The organism is Ureibacillus yapensis (genome assembly GCF_003515775.1).
Taxonomy (GTDB): Bacteria; Bacillota; Bacilli; order Bacillales_A; family Planococcaceae; genus Ureibacillus; species Ureibacillus yapensis.
The window spans coordinates 65,670-79,853 of sequence record NZ_QWEI01000002.1; the positions used below are offsets into that span (position 1 = coordinate 65,670).

General features: G+C 38.7%; 14 protein-coding genes. 4 read left to right on the top strand and 10 right to left on the bottom strand.

Annotated elements, in window-relative coordinates; all coding sequences use genetic code 11:
* Positions 1 to 90: 90 nt before the first annotated feature.
* Entirely contained in the window at positions 91 to 1,761 is a 1,671-nt protein-coding gene (gene ilvD, locus D1B33_RS05045) for a dihydroxy-acid dehydratase (protein ID WP_118875290.1), read from the bottom strand.
* A gap of 827 nt (positions 1,762 to 2,588) precedes the next feature.
* On the opposite strand from ilvD, the gene D1B33_RS05050 reads away from it, so the two are divergent.
* Positions 2,589 to 2,846, top strand: a complete 258-nt coding sequence (locus D1B33_RS05050) for a GlsB/YeaQ/YmgE family stress response membrane protein (protein ID WP_118875291.1) — start codon at positions 2,589 to 2,591, stop codon at positions 2,844 to 2,846.
* Between the two features lie 72 nt (positions 2,847 to 2,918).
* On the opposite strand, the gene D1B33_RS05055 is transcribed toward D1B33_RS05050, so the two are convergent.
* On the bottom strand, positions 2,919 to 3,608 hold the full coding sequence (locus D1B33_RS05055) for a lytic transglycosylase domain-containing protein (protein ID WP_118875292.1): 690 nt from the start codon (positions 3,606 to 3,608) through the stop codon (positions 2,919 to 2,921).
* Positions 3,609 to 3,748: 140 nt separating this feature from the next.
* Here D1B33_RS05055 and mscL point away from each other — a divergent pair, with 140 nt between their 5' ends.
* Both mscL and D1B33_RS05065 read left to right on the top strand, forming a co-directional pair.
* Positions 3,749 to 4,144 carry a large conductance mechanosensitive channel protein MscL gene (mscL, locus tag D1B33_RS05060; protein WP_118875293.1) on the top strand — a complete coding sequence of 132 codons (396 nt, stop codon included), beginning with the start codon at positions 3,749 to 3,751 and terminating at the stop codon, positions 4,142 to 4,144.
* Between the two features lie 150 nt (positions 4,145 to 4,294).
* Positions 4,295 to 5,401 carry a methionine biosynthesis PLP-dependent protein gene (locus D1B33_RS05065; protein ID WP_118875294.1) on the top strand — a complete coding sequence of 369 codons (1,107 nt, stop codon included), beginning with the start codon at positions 4,295 to 4,297 and terminating at the stop codon, positions 5,399 to 5,401.
* A gap of 81 nt (positions 5,402 to 5,482) precedes the next feature.
* Here D1B33_RS05065 and D1B33_RS05070 read toward each other — a convergent pair whose 3' ends face one another.
* Positions 5,483 to 5,914, bottom strand: coding sequence for a CBS domain-containing protein (locus D1B33_RS05070; RefSeq protein ID WP_118875295.1), 432 nt, complete (start codon positions 5,912 to 5,914; stop codon positions 5,483 to 5,485).
* A gap of 143 nt (positions 5,915 to 6,057) precedes the next feature.
* Positions 6,058 to 6,672: an SCO family protein gene (locus tag D1B33_RS05075; RefSeq protein WP_118875296.1), complete on the bottom strand. Its 615-nt coding sequence runs from the start codon at positions 6,670 to 6,672 to the stop codon at positions 6,058 to 6,060.
* A 172-nt stretch (positions 6,673 to 6,844) separates the two neighbouring features.
* On the opposite strand from D1B33_RS05075, the gene D1B33_RS05080 reads away from it, so the two are divergent.
* A complete protein-coding gene (locus tag D1B33_RS05080) occupies positions 6,845 to 7,339 on the top strand; it encodes a DUF2621 domain-containing protein (protein WP_118875297.1) in 495 nt (164 codons plus the stop codon).
* A gap of 117 nt (positions 7,340 to 7,456) precedes the next feature.
* Here D1B33_RS05080 and D1B33_RS05085 read toward each other — a convergent pair whose 3' ends face one another.
* From D1B33_RS05085 to D1B33_RS05110, 6 genes are all read right to left on the bottom strand, one after another.
* Positions 7,457 to 7,948: a CcdC family protein gene (locus tag D1B33_RS05085; RefSeq protein ID WP_118875298.1), complete on the bottom strand. Its 492-nt coding sequence runs from the start codon at positions 7,946 to 7,948 to the stop codon at positions 7,457 to 7,459.
* A gap of 257 nt (positions 7,949 to 8,205) precedes the next feature.
* Entirely contained in the window at positions 8,206 to 8,577 is a 372-nt protein-coding gene (locus D1B33_RS05090) for a response regulator (RefSeq protein WP_118875299.1), read from the bottom strand.
* A gap of 66 nt (positions 8,578 to 8,643) precedes the next feature.
* Complete coding sequence (locus D1B33_RS05095; protein WP_118875300.1) at positions 8,644 to 9,354, bottom strand: cytochrome c biogenesis CcdA family protein; 711 nt, start codon at positions 9,352 to 9,354, stop codon at positions 8,644 to 8,646.
* Between the two features lie 182 nt (positions 9,355 to 9,536).
* Positions 9,537 to 10,460 carry an EamA family transporter RarD gene (gene rarD, locus D1B33_RS05100; RefSeq protein ID WP_118875301.1) on the bottom strand — a complete coding sequence of 308 codons (924 nt, stop codon included), beginning with the start codon at positions 10,458 to 10,460 and terminating at the stop codon, positions 9,537 to 9,539.
* Between the two features lie 136 nt (positions 10,461 to 10,596).
* Complete coding sequence (locus tag D1B33_RS05105; RefSeq protein ID WP_118875302.1) at positions 10,597 to 12,366, bottom strand: ABC transporter ATP-binding protein; 1,770 nt, start codon at positions 12,364 to 12,366, stop codon at positions 10,597 to 10,599.
* Positions 12,359 to 14,119: an ABC transporter transmembrane domain-containing protein gene (locus tag D1B33_RS05110; RefSeq protein WP_118875303.1), complete on the bottom strand. Its 1,761-nt coding sequence runs from the start codon at positions 14,117 to 14,119 to the stop codon at positions 12,359 to 12,361. The genes D1B33_RS05105 and D1B33_RS05110 overlap by 8 nt, the downstream gene beginning before the upstream one ends.
* Between the last annotated feature and the right edge of the window lie 65 nt (positions 14,120 to 14,184).

Here is a 14,184-nt window from a genome sequence, read left to right on the forward strand (position 1 = left end):
TTTACCTCATCATCGAATTAGATCTATATAGTTATAATATTATTATTTCTAATTTTCTTTATTATACCATGAAAATTTAAGGATAGTGAATTAAATTTTCATAATTCCGCCTTTTGAAGCATTTGTTACTAATTTTGAATATCTTGCCAACCAGCCTTTTTTAATTTTCGGCTGGAATGGTGTCAGCTTCTTCCGGCGTTCTTCTAAAACTTCTTCTGATACATCTAGATTAATCGTTCTATTTGGTAAGTCAATAACAATTTTATCATTATTTTCAATTAGTGCAATTGGCCCACCTTCTGCTGCTTCCGGAGAAATATGGCCGATTGAAATGCCACGGGAAGCGCCACTGAACCGACCATCCGTAATTAATGCAACCTTTGTACCAAGTCCGCGTCCCATAATTGCCGAAGTTGGCGCAAGCATTTCCGGCATACCCGGACCGCCTTTTGGTCCTTCATAACGAATGACTACAACATGGCCTTCTCGAACCGTTCCATTATCAATGGCAGCTTGCGCTTCATCTTGCGAATCAAACACAATAGCGTCTCCAACAAACGTTTTAATGGATGGATCAACAGCGCCCACTTTAATAACGGACCCTTCCGGAGCGATATTTCCAAATAGAATGGATAAGCCGCCCACAGCACTATAAGGATTATCTTTGGTACGGATTACTTTGTCATCGATAATGTGGTGATCTTTAACCAATTCACCCATTGTTTTGCCTGCAACCGTAATTCGATCTGGATGGATGGCGCCCGGAATTTTTGTTAATTCATTAATAATGGCACTCACACCACCAGCTTTATTGATATCGTCCATCGAGATATCCGAAGCAGGCATAATTTTCGCTAAATACGGCACTCTTGCCGCTACTTTGTTGATATCTTCTAATTCATACTCGATTTCAGCTTCGTTTGCAATTGCCAATGTATGTAAAACGGTATTTGTGGAACCGCCCATTGCCATATCCAATGCAAAGGCATCATCAATCGCTTCTTTTGTAATAATATCTCTAGGCTTTATGTCTTCTTTAATCATTCGAACCAATTGTTTTGCTGCTTCACGAATCAATTCATGTCGCTGCTCGCTTGTTGCAACGATTGTTCCATTTCCAGGAAGAGCAACACCCAGCATTTCCATCAAGCAGTTCATTGAGTTTGCAGTAAACATCCCTGAACATGAACCACATGTAGGACAAGCATTGTTTTCGATGTCCAATAGCTCTTCAGCTGACATATTACCTGATTTATGTGCACCCACACCTTCGAAAACAGATGTTAACGAAAGTTGTTTACCTGATGCAGACGTTCCTGCTTCCATCGGTCCTCCCGATACGAAAATGGAAGGCACGTTTGTACGCACTGCCGCCATTAACATACCAGGGGTAATTTTATCACAGTTTGGTATGTAAAATACTCCATCAAACCAGTGTGCATTAATAACAGTTTCAGCTGAGTCAGCGATCAACTCGCGACTTGGAAGCGAATAGCGCATCCCAATATGACCCATTGCGATTCCGTCATCCACACCGATTGTATTGAATTCAAATGGAATTCCACCAGCTTCGATAATTGCTTCCTTTACGACATCCGCAAATTCACGTAAATGTACGTGGCCCGGAATAATATCGATATAAGAGTTGCAAACACCGATAAACGGTTTCCCTAAATCCTTTGCTTTCACTTTTCCTGTAGCATATAAAAGACTACGGTGAGGAGCACGATCAACTCCTACTTTAATCATGTCACTTCTCATTTTTGAAACGCCCCTCATGAAATTGCATTCATAATAAATCAATGTAATACAATCTATACTTTTCTAGCAAACTATTGTTCGAATGAACGAACTTGTTAAATTAGTTGATATCATAGTACAAAAAGTCGATTGCCGTCAACCCAATTTTTCAAACAATTTATACTATTGAAAACAAAAAAATGGTTTGGAATCGTTTACATACTCTCTTGAAGCATTAATTTTCTGTTTAAATTAACTTTTTTGAAAATTTATCTTTTTTTAATTTCTTTTGATTACCGATTAATATCATCCTGAAAGTTAGGAAATATCCAGGAATCCGGCGCTCAAAATTAAAAGTCTAGTATTATACTAGACTTTTCAGCTTTTATTTAATTGCCAGTAAATCCAATGTGAGGTTTAAAAGTATGAGTGAGTGAAGGGATACAACAACCAAAGCTTGTCGATTTAATTTTTTCATGATAATCATATTCATACAAAACACCCCATTGCTTAAATTTTTATTTGTTCCTTGATTGAATTATACTCCTTGAATTTTAAAAAATCAAAACTTTTTGAACATTTTGTGAATTTTTTTATTCAGATTATAATTGCTTCCCTTTTTTCTTGCTGAATATAAGCTTCGAATACAATCTGGTGCATTTTATGGCCAAATTTCATTCTGACAATTCTACATTCTATCCGTTTTATGCATTTGTTTACTTAAAGATGTACATATTAGTAATGGGAGCTGTATTAACTGAAAAAATCAGTGAGATATGTTTTAAACTTTGAATTCTAGGGCAATAAGTTAGTACACGCTTTAATAATTAAAAGGAGTTGAAGGAATTATGATGAGCTTTATTTGGTATTTAATTATCGGCGGCGTGCTAGGTTGGTTAGCTGGAGTAATTATTGGAAGAGATGTTCCTGGAGGAATTATCGGTAATATCGTGGCAGGAATTATCGGATCTTGGATTGGTAGTGCAGTATTAGGAAATTGGGGTTGGCAAGTTTCTGATTTCTACGTCTTCCCTGCTTTAATCGGTGCCATCGTCCTGATCTTTATTGTAAGCTTGATTATGAGATCGATGAGAAAAGCAACTTAATCTTTAGATTTTAGCAGTAAAAAGCTCTATGGTACCGCCATAGAGCTTTTTATGTTGTCCTAAACCCTCTTTTTAGAACGCTTCTTTTACTAAGTCATCACTAATTTCTTCATACTGATGATAGTAATATAAAATGTCATCTACATATTCTTCGCTGTGATTATAATGAAAAATCGCTTTTTTCAGCTCCCCATCCGATGCACCCGATTGTGATAAATAATTCGCCGCGCTGTAAATCGCATCTTCCAGATTAAAAGGGTCTGCAACGCCATCACCGTTTGCATCCACACCATATCCACCGTATTTTCTGATAATGTCAGGATCCGTCTTGTCACTTTTCGGTATCTCGCCCTTTCCCAAGTCGCTGCAGGTTGGATGGCTCCAGCCAACAAAAGTACAAGGCATAAATTGCATGTGCCCTTCCGCTCCAACGGGTGATACGAGTGTTTTCATAGATGAAAACCGAGTTTCTACGCGATGATGGGCAGCGAGCAATGTCCATGGTACATCGTATGTTTCTCCTGCAGTAACATAGATGGGGATGTACTCTTCAGGGATTTGAAGGTCCAATTTCTCTTGAAGTTGATTCTTTTCCTTATGCGACAAGAATCCAACAAGCGGCAAATCGCTCATCGACTTCCATGTAACAAACACCATCGAATATACCGTTACCGAAATGGGGATTAATAAAAAAATTAACAGCAGTTTGAAACTTGGACTTATTAAAGGTTTCTTTGATATTTTAGATTTGCTTTTCGCCATATGACCACCTATAGTAGAAATTTATTCTCAATTTGCGATCCTTTTTTCTTTTCTCCATTATTTACGATAATAGCAAGATAGATTCTTTGAAAGCCCTATTTTATACTAACTAAGTATTTGAAATCAAGGAGATGATGTTTATGTGGAAAGAGTTCAAAGATTTTGCCATGAAAGGCAATATACTCGATTTAGCAATAGGAGTAGTCATCGGTGGAGCCTTCGGTAAAATCGTAACGGCTCTTGTGGATTTTATCATTATGCCGATTGTTGGAATGTTGACTGGCGGAATCGACTTAACGGAAAGCCTGATGTTTGGTATTGGAGAGGCACAAATCCAGCTTGGCGCCTTTATACAATCCATTATTGACTTTTTAATCGTCGCGTTTTCCATTTTTATGGCTTTGCGGGTGATGGCCAAGTTAAATCTCAAGAAAAAAGAAGAAGTTGCAGAAGAGCCTATACCTGAGTTGGATGCAAAAGAAGAACTTCTAAAAGAAATCAGGGACCTGTTAAAAAAACAAGAGAGAATATCGTAGGTCGTTAATCATTTTTAATCTCTTTTCCCTACTTTCCCATGATACGGTTGTTTTCAAAACTTTAACATGATAAATTGAATAAATAATCGTTATTATCGATTCATTCAAAAAGTTTTGAAATGTATTTTAAAAAAGGAAGAGTGAGGAAAAGTGACAAAACGTTCAATTGAGACGAAACTTGTTCAACTAGGAAATTTAAGTGACCCTAAAACGGGCGCCGTCAACCCGCCAATCTATTTGTCTACCGCATATAAGCACGCAGGAATTGGCCAATCAACAGGGTATGATTATACAAGAACAAAAAACCCAACGCGTGAGTTGCTTGAAAAAGGGATTGCAGATTTAGAGAACGGGGATCAAGGTTATGCATGCAGCTCAGGGATGGCAGGAGTTCAATTAATTCTATCCCTATTCAAACCAGGCGATGAAATCATCGTTCCAGATGACATTTATGGCGGTACTTATCGTCTATTAAAAACATTTGGAGAAACCTATAATATTAAACCGGTTTATTTTGCTTCTGTCGAAGAAATTGAGGGTTTAATTACTGAAAATACAAAAGCAATATTCCTTGAAACACCGACAAATCCGTTGATGATTGAATTCGATTTGGATACGTTTGCTGCCATCTGCAAAAAACATAAGTTATTATTCATTGTAGACAATACATTCTACACACCTTATTTCCAGCGTCCAATCGACCACGGGGCGGACATCGTTTTACATAGTGCAACAAAATATATTGCGGGACATAACGATGTGTTGGCTGGATTAGTCGTTGCCAAAGGCCAGGAACTATGTGAAAAACTTGCTTTCGCTCATAACGGAATGGGCTTGGTCTTGTCACCAATGGATAGCTGGTTAATCATACGTGGGTTAAAAACACTTCATCTTCGACTGAAACAGCACGATCTAAACGGAAAGAAAGTTGCTGCATATTTAAAAACAGAGCCGCTTGTAACGGATGTTTTATATACAGGCAAAGGCGGCATGCTTTCATTCAAGGTGAAGGAAGCAGAAATGGTTAATCCATTTTTGCAAAGAATCCAACTAATTACATTCGCTGAAAGTCTTGGCGGGGTGGAAAGCTTCATTACATATCCCGCTACACAGACTCATGCGGATATTCCTTACGAAGAACGCGTTGCCCGCGGTGTGGATGATCGCTTGCTTCGCTTCTCTGTGGGTGTTGAAGAAGCAGAGGATATTATTGAGGATTTAAAACAAGTTTTCGAACAATTAAGAAAAGAATTCTAAAAAGAAGCATGGGGACGATTTGATCACACCCCATGCTTTTAATTTTCGTTTTCACCACTAAGAGAAACAACTCATTTACATTTAATGGTCGAACCTTGAATGCTCAGATATTTCGCTCAACGCATATCCAGCCTCATTAAGATAAATATTTTCTTTCGCCAAGTCTCCAATCGCCACTACCCCTAAGATATCGCCATTTTCTGTCACTGGAATGCGTCGAATTTGGTATTGTGCCATCATTTGTGCACATTCATGAATATCGGTATTTGGTGAACAAGTCACAACATCCGTTGTCATGCAATCATGGCAATGGACAGAATTGGTATCTTTCCCTTCCGCCACTGCTTGAATAACAATATCACGGTCGGTAATAATTCCGACTACCTTTTTCCCTTCACAAACCGGTACGGAGCCACACTCAATATCCCGCATGATTTTAGCAGCAGAAGTTACAGTGTCATGCGGAGCGCATACTTTAATCGTTTTTGTCATAATTTCTTTCACAGATTTCATCTTCCAACCTCCAATCATTTTTGATTTATTTATTTTCTGCCAACTCTCGAAAAATATTCAAGATTACACTTGAAATTGACTTTCACTATTTTTAGTGGCAATAAAAGAGCCAGGCAGTTTCAGCCTGGCTCCATCCTACTATTTTACTTGCCTAATCGCTCTTCAATCAAAGTTTCCATATCAATCGCGATTGTATCAAATGGAACGCCTTCCTCCGTCTCGGAGTAGCCTGTATAGTTCTTTACAGCGATTCCGTTTTCATCAACTAAATAGAACGATGATCCATGAATGACCTGGTCTCCTTCTGTTGGCATTTTCACTAAAGACTTAAAGGAATTTAATGCAAATTGCTCAATCCAAGCCTGATCATATCCTGTTACTAAATGCCATTTTGACTCATCGGGTACACTATAGTGGCCCAAATACTCAGACAAGACTTCCGGCGTATCTGTTGCAGGATCTACACTAAAGCCGACAAGGTTGTAATCTTCCACTCCGCGCTCCTCCAGCTCTTCCTGAATTTGCGTCATATTAAAGGTCATCGGCTGACAAATGGTTGTACAATTCGTAAAAATAAACATTGCCAACCAAGGCTTCCCTTTTAAACTTTCCAAAGTCACTTCTTCACCGCGGTGATCGGTTGCCGTGAAATCATCGATCGTGTATTCTGTCTCTGCCTTAAATTTATAATTGCTGCAAGCACTTAAAATAACAGAAATTAATAGTAACCCGATCAGACCCACTGATTTCTTTTTCATCTCTTCAACTCCTCTATTCCCTCTCTCATCTTATCGAAATACTAAAAAATGTACAACCAAACAAAATTAAGAATATCATACAAAATTGTGAAAACGTTGAGGGAATTGAAGTTTTACTCTTCCCTTCAACTAGCTTTCTATCATTTTTCTTCCAAATAAGGGACAATTTCTAATGAAAACTTTGCAACATCCTTTTATAATAAGGGAGAGTGAATGTGAAGAGGTGAATGGCTTGAACAACTTGGAAGGTTGGTTTTTATGGTTTATCTTGTTTTGGGTATTCGTTCTCATAACATTAATGGGGATTGGCGGTTTTTTCATGTTCCGAAAGTTCCTGAAGGCCTTGCCTAAACAAGACGGAAAATCGGATTTGGATTGGCAGAGCTACTATATCGATCAAACAATTCATTTATGGAATAATGATGCGAAGGAATTGCTGAACGAATTAGTTAGTCCTGTACCTGATTTATTTCGCCAGGTGGCCAAAGAGAAAATTGCCGGGAAGATTGGCGAACTTGCTTTAAAGGAAAAAGCAAAATCCATATCGGAGGATTTATTGATCAGAGGGTATATCCAGGCAACGCCAAAACGCGATCATAAGTTTTTACGTAAAAAACTTGATGAAATGGACATTGATGTTCGTCCCTATGAAAACTATTTTGAGTAAAATTATACATACGAAAAAGGCTGTCCAGAACTTCTGGGCAGCCTGCTTTTCATTAAAATCTATCCATTGAATTCTTGCTCAGCATAGATTAGAAAATGGAGTGACCCCTTTTTTCTTCTAAGCAGCAAGCATGGTTTTTTCGAGTTTTTTATATTGCATTAACATCGCAATTCTCCAAGGCCATAACATTGAAAAACCTAGTATCCAAAACATTCCCGCAAGTTCTCCCACATCGAATGTATCGGAAAGAACCAACTTCATAATGACACGAACAATAAGCAACCCAACTAAAATTAAGAAAAAAGCCTTCGAACGCTTTAGATAGATTGCATTATCCCTAATTTCAAATTTGGATGTAGCGATCAGGACTGTTGAAAACACCATTCCTACTGCAGCAGCTTCCAGTATTTCCAATGGCGTTACTCGAAATTGCTCCAAGAAAAACATGAGTGCCCCCGAGGACATCGCAATAGGTGGAATTAAGATTTTTTTTGTATTAACAGGCTTCTTTTGGGAACGAATCCGAACAAACATCACAAGAACACCCATTATAAAAGCCATCACTGTGGAACCAATCAGTAAATATTGAGAAGGTATATTGGTTAACATAGCTCTTCCCTCCTCTTTAAATCTTTCTCTTTCAAGCGGCGAGGTACAGAACCTCCGTACTTATAACACTGCACCAAATAATTCGATAGAGTGAGTGAACAATAAAATAACGTATTGATGATAACCTATTTGCTCTATTTTTTCCACAAAAACTGCATGGAAAATGCTTTCTAAGATAAAGTGCCAATGTTTTAAACTTAATCTACTGCAAAATCCTGCCAAGCATCACACTTTGGCAGGATTCTTGTTCCATCTATTCAATGCTCGTCTATACCCAAAATATTGTCAACAACCATTTTCAATTGATTCTTTTCAAAGGGTTTTGTGATAAAGTCCTTGGCACCAGCTTCGATCGCTTCCACTATAATTCTCTGTTGTCCAAGCGCCGTCATCATGATAATGTTGGCATCCGGGAACTCGGGGATAATTTCTTTTACGGCATCCAGACCGGACATCACCGGCATTGTAATATCCATCGTGACCAAATCAGGTTGATGTTTTTTATATAACTCAACCGCTTCCTTTCCATTGGAAGCTTCCCCCACGACTTCAAAACCCCACTCTTTAAACATATTACCAACTGCAACCCTCATAAAAAGTGCATCGTCCACAATTAATACTTTTGGCATTCTTTGTTCCCCTTTTTTAAAACTTATTGCAATTTGTCATCTTCTTTTAACTGTAATTTTACTAGATTAGAAGCCAGTAAAGCCACCGAAAAACGGAGATAAAATACGGATAATCAATTCCAGGCCATCAAAGAATAATAGAATACCCACCGCTATCATGATATATCCGCCAATTTTAACGATTTTTTGACTGTGCTTGCGTATCCATCCTAATTTCGAGATAAAGAAAGATAATATGAAGAATGGAATGGCAAACCCAAAGTAATAAGCCAGCATATACCACATGCCTGATTCAGGATTTGTACCTGCAAGAAGAATAATAGAAGCCAATATCGGCCCAGTACATGGTGTCCAGCCTGCAGCAAAAGCAAGACCAATCAATGCCGAGCCAAAATAGCCTGTTGGTCTGTTTTTAAACTGAAATTTATGATCTTTCATTAGAAAATCAATTTGCAGCAGCCCAACAATCATTAAACCGAAAACCACGATCAAGATTGCACCAATTTGACGCAGTAAATCCTGGTAATTCAAGAAAAACTCCTGGGCAATCGATGCACTAAAACCAATGGCAATAAAAATAATTGAAAAGCCGATCAAAAAGAATAATGTATGTAAAATTGCGCGCTTTTGAAGCATTCCTTTTTCATTTTTAAGTTCATCATAGCTCATCCCTGTTATATACGAAAGAAAGGCTGGATAAAGAGGCAATGTACAGGGTGAGATAAAACTTAAAAAGCCGGCACCGAATGCTAAATAGACATTAACATCTGTGTTCATGTGTTCTCTCCTTACAATTAATGTCTACATCGTACCAAAATTTTAGAAAAAAAGCTGTAAACTGGATTGTGAAAACTTTATGGCGAAACTCTTAAATCAAAAAACTATATTGTTAAATCATACCACATCCCGCTCAACAAAAAGAGGAATAAATCCAAGATTTACTCCTCTTACGGTTTGTTTTATAAATCATTGACCATTTGCTCGCGATAATGCAAGCGTTTTTTTGATTCCACAATGGTTGATAATGTAAAAATAATAATCGCCAGCCAAATAAAGCTGAATGAAATAAAGTCCATTTTCGTAAATGGTTCACCGTAAAGCAAGATTCCCAAAATAAGAACGGTGGTCGGGGTCATATATTGGATAAAGCCAATAACATATTGCGGAAGTAATTTTGCCCCTTTTGCAAAGAAAACCAACGGGATTGCCGTAACAATTCCACCCAGCATCAACAAAATATCCGTCATCCAGTCAACATGTAAAAAAGAAGCTTTATTAGTTAACATAATATAAATATAGTAACCTATCCCGATTGGCAGCATGAATAACGTTTCAATGGCCAAACCACGTGTCGCGTTTAATGTTATTTGTTTTTTCAACGCACTATAAATCGCAAAACTAAAAGCAATCAGCAGAGCCAGCCATGGCACCTGACCGTAGCCAAAAGTTAAAAATGCAACCCCTATAAATGCCACAACTACTGCTAGAATCTGCATTTTCGAAAGCTTCTCTTTGAAGAAAATCATACCGAATACAACCGTAATCAAAGGATTGATATAATAGCCTAAACTTGCATCCACCACATGATTATTGTTCACGGCATAAATATAGAAAAACCAGTTGCATGAAATGACGAAAGAGGCGCCTAAAAGTGAAACAAATAGTTTTTTATTTTTCCATAATGACTTTAAGTCCTCCATCAACAGCTGTCTTTGTTTGATGAGAATCAAAAATAGAACCGTAAAAACAAAGGACCATATAACACGGGAAACCAAAACTTCCAAACTATCCACATGAATCAATAGTTTCCAATAAAGCGGAAAGACACCCCATATCCCATAAGCTGCAACAGCATAGAGAATGCCTTTTTGATCAAAATTCATTGTGACACCTTCTTTTTATTAATGTACCAATTATAGTCCTCTAAATTATTGAAGTAAATACCGAGCATTTTTATAGAATTTCAATAAAAAAAGGGGTTCAGCAAAAGCCGCCCCTGAAAACGAATGACTAAATAAACTATTCAACCAATCCATTTTGCAATAAATACATTTTATGATATAACCCTTGTTCTTTCAGCAGTTGCTGATGAGTGCCTCTTTCTACAATTTCTCCTTGATGCAAAACCAATATTTGTTCCGCATCTTGAATGGTCGAGAGTCGGTGCGCAATGGCAATCGTTGTTCGACCTTTTCTCATTCTTTCCAAAGAGGATTGAATGGCCACTTCTGTTTCAGTATCAATGGAAGCGGTAGCCTCATCCAATACTAGAATTTTAGGGTTTGTGGCAATAGTACGGGCAAAAGCAATCAGTTGACGCTGCCCACTTGAAAAAGTGGAGCCGCGCTCCGTGACCATTTGTTGATATTGATTCGGCAATTGCTCAATGAAATGGTTTGCCTGAACAAACTGTGCAGCCGATTCTACATCCCGGGAAGTCAAAGTTTTATCGAATAGCCGAATATTGCTCTCAATGGTTCCGTAAAAAAGAAACGGATCTTGTAAAACCAAGCCTATTTTATTTCTTAGCTCTTTCTTTTTGTAGTCTTTTATGGAAACGCCGTCTATTAAAATGTCTCCTTGCCCAAATTCATAAAATCGCATCAGCAAGTTGATGATCGAGCTTTTACCGCTGCCGGTATGACCGACCAACGCGACAGTTTCCCCTGGATTGACCACAAAAGAAATATTTTTTAAAACATCCGTCTTTCCATCATAACTGAAAGTAACGTTTTTAAACTCGATGAATCCTTTTGTCAGTTCAAATTCATTTTCTTTTTGGCTTGGTTCCAATTCAGTTTCATCCAGCAAATTAAATACGCGGGACGCCGCCACGATGGCTTGTTGGAAAAATGCCATATGTTCCATAACTGTGTTAATCGGTTCAAAGAAACGGTTGATATATGTTATAAACGCATAAACAACCCCTATTTCAATGGCACGATCAAAAGAACTGATGCCAAAGTACGTTAATAACATGACAACTGCAGCAAAGTATATGATATCGATGATGGGCCGCAATAGGAGACTATTCAATTTTATATTATTCATCATTGCTCGATAGTGTTGCTGGTTGATTTCATCAAACTCATCATTAAAGCGCTGTTCCTGGCGAAAACTTTGCACGATGCTCATGCCGGAAAGACTTTCTGCCAACTTTGAATTCAATTGACTTAGTTTTTCGCGCATTGTTAAATAGACAACCGAACTAAACTTCCGGTAAAGGTAAATAACCAGGAAGATAAGCGGAAGCAGCACAAGGGCATAAAAAGCCAGCACCGGATTCAGCAAAAACATGGCAATATAGGTACCCGCAATTAAAAAGGCCGCCTGGACAAAGGAACTTAAGACAGACACAAATAAATCCTTGATTGCTTCAGTGTCATTGGTGGCCCTTGAAACAATGGAGCCGGCTGGCGTGTCATCAAAATAGCGCATGCCCAATTGATGGATTTTCGAAAAAACATCCATCCGCAATTGCTGAATCACCATCAAAGCAACTTGCTGGAATTTGAAAAGCTGCAAATACGTCAATGCTACATTTACCATTTGAATGACAAAATAAGCAATAGCCAAAAAGATGATCGGCTGCAGTTCAAAATTCCTTTTTGCAACATGCTCATCCAGGAAAATTTTGATCAAATAAGGGCCCAGTACATCCGCAATTACGGTTAACACAAGCAGCATTAATGCAGCGAGGACCGACTTTTTATATGGTTTCAAATAAGATAAAAGCCGAAAAAGGATGATTCTTTGTTCTTTATTGGAAAAAGTCGGTTGGTCATTCATTTGCTTCTCCTCCCTTCTCCACCAGGCGTTCGAGCTGCTGCAGCCGGTACATTTCGGAATAACGGCCCTGCAATGCCAGCAACTCCTTATGCGTGCCTTTTTCAACAATGGTTCCTTCATGCATGACGATGATCTGGTTTGCATGTTCAATGGCACTTAAACGATGGGAGGTGATGATTGTTGTTGCCTCTTTCCTGCTTTCCTTCAGGGACTTCAGAATCTCTTCCTCGGTTTTTGCATCCACCGCCGATAATGAATCATCGAGTATCAAAAGTTCCGGTTCTAGCAAGATGGCCCGCGCAATTGAAATACGCTGTTTCTGCCCGCCAGACAAAGAAACGCCCCGTTCGCCCACAAGCGTCTTATATCCATCGGAAAATCGCAAAATATCCTCATGGATATGAGCGATTTTTGCCGCTTGTTCCACGATTTCCTTTTTTTCTGTCGGATTGTTAAAAGCGATATTTTCAAAGACGGTCGCCGAGAATAAAAAGTGGTCTTGCGGGACATACCCAATCGATTCTCTTAGTTTTATTTTTTTATAATCATCGATTGCAATGCCGCCGAATGTAATTTCACCCGTATACCCTTCAAACTCGCGCAGCAATAGCTTCAAGATGGCTGTTTTTCCGGAACCCGTTTTCCCAACGATCCCCAATGTTTCCCCTTTTTTCAACGTAAAATGTACATTGTGCAGTGCGCTGGATTGTTCTCCCGGAAATTTGAACTCTTCAACTTCAAATTGGATATCTCCACGGGGCTTCACATCAAGCGCACTTTCTTTATCATCAATTTCGACTGGAACGGCTAACAGCTCCTCAATTCGTTCGTAGGAAGCCGCCCCGCGCTGCATGATGTTAAAAAGCATTCCAAAAGCGAGCATTGGCCAAACAAGTAAGCCTAAGTAAGTATTAAACGCAATCAAATCGCCGATCGACATGGCGCCCTCATAGATAAATTTCGCGCCAAACCCCAAGCTCAGCATAAAACTCAAGACAATGACGAAACTGATGGTCGGGTCAAACAATGAATCTATTTTTGCCACTTTCAGGTTTTTTTCCACCGCAACCTTGGATAGCCGCCTAAAATCAGCTATATCTTCCCGTTCATGCCCAAACGTTTTAATAACCTTTATGCCTGAAATGCTTTCTTGCGTTTTATCATTTAAGTCAGAAAAAGCTGCCTGTGCTTCCCGAAAGCGCATGTGAAGAAGCTTGCCATAATAATTTGTCAGAATCGCCATGATCGGCATGGGGATTAAAGCAATGATGGTTAAGCGCCAATCAATTGTAAAGGCCATTGCCAAAATCACAAATCCGCCCGTTGTGATGCTATCAAATAAAGTCAGCACACCGATTCCTGCCGTTTGTTGAACTGCCGAAACATCATTTGTTGCATGGGCCATTAAATCGCCTACTCGATTTCGCTGGTAAAAAGATGGACTCATTTTAGTAAAGTGACGGAATAACTTTTCTCTTAGAACTTTCGCTAAATAATTGGAAGAACCAAAAATCATTTGCCGCCAGTAGAAACGCAAAATATAAGTGGAAATGGCCACGATTACAATAATGCCGACCCACTTGGCAAGCGAAAGGCGCGTTAAGTCCCCTTTGCTTATTTCATCGATCACATAGCCAATCACTTTTGGCGGAATCAAATTTAGCATGGCTACGAAAGCGAGCATCGTGAGTCCCAAAATATACTGACGTTTCCTTTCTGCAAAAAACCACTTTAACTTAACAAAGACTGCCATTCATTCACCTTCTTTTCTTTTCCGAGGCGCTTTTTTCCTTTTTCGGAAATTTCAGTTCTCTCAAG

What these genes read in the sequence shown, in the direction of transcription:
- rarD (WP_118875301.1), bottom strand. Translation starts at nt 10,460, where the DNA reads ATGAATTTTGATCAAAAAGGCATTCTCTATGCTGTTGCAGCTTATGGG.
- D1B33_RS05080 (WP_118875297.1), top strand. Translation starts at nt 6,845, where the DNA reads ATGAAAACTTTGCAACATCCTTTTATAATAAGGGAGAGTGAATGTGAA.
- D1B33_RS05110 (WP_118875303.1), bottom strand. Translation starts at nt 14,119, where the DNA reads ATGGCAGTCTTTGTTAAGTTAAAGTGGTTTTTTGCAGAAAGGAAACGT.
- D1B33_RS05090 (WP_118875299.1), bottom strand. Translation starts at nt 8,577, where the DNA reads ATGCCAAAAGTATTAATTGTGGACGATGCACTTTTTATGAGGGTTGCA.
- D1B33_RS05105 (WP_118875302.1), bottom strand. Translation starts at nt 12,366, where the DNA reads ATGAATGACCAACCGACTTTTTCCAATAAAGAACAAAGAATCATCCTT.
- D1B33_RS05050 (WP_118875291.1), top strand. Translation starts at nt 2,589, where the DNA reads ATGATGAGCTTTATTTGGTATTTAATTATCGGCGGCGTGCTAGGTTGG.
- D1B33_RS05095 (WP_118875300.1), bottom strand. Translation starts at nt 9,354, where the DNA reads ATGAACACAGATGTTAATGTCTATTTAGCATTCGGTGCCGGCTTTTTA.
- mscL (WP_118875293.1), top strand. Translation starts at nt 3,749, where the DNA reads ATGTGGAAAGAGTTCAAAGATTTTGCCATGAAAGGCAATATACTCGAT.
- D1B33_RS05075 (WP_118875296.1), bottom strand. Translation starts at nt 6,672, where the DNA reads ATGAAAAAGAAATCAGTGGGTCTGATCGGGTTACTATTAATTTCTGTT.
- ilvD (WP_118875290.1), bottom strand. Translation starts at nt 1,761, where the DNA reads ATGAGAAGTGACATGATTAAAGTAGGAGTTGATCGTGCTCCTCACCGT.
- D1B33_RS05070 (WP_118875295.1), bottom strand. Translation starts at nt 5,914, where the DNA reads ATGAAATCTGTGAAAGAAATTATGACAAAAACGATTAAAGTATGCGCT.
- D1B33_RS05055 (WP_118875292.1), bottom strand. Translation starts at nt 3,608, where the DNA reads ATGGCGAAAAGCAAATCTAAAATATCAAAGAAACCTTTAATAAGTCCA.
- D1B33_RS05085 (WP_118875298.1), bottom strand. Translation starts at nt 7,948, where the DNA reads ATGTTAACCAATATACCTTCTCAATATTTACTGATTGGTTCCACAGTG.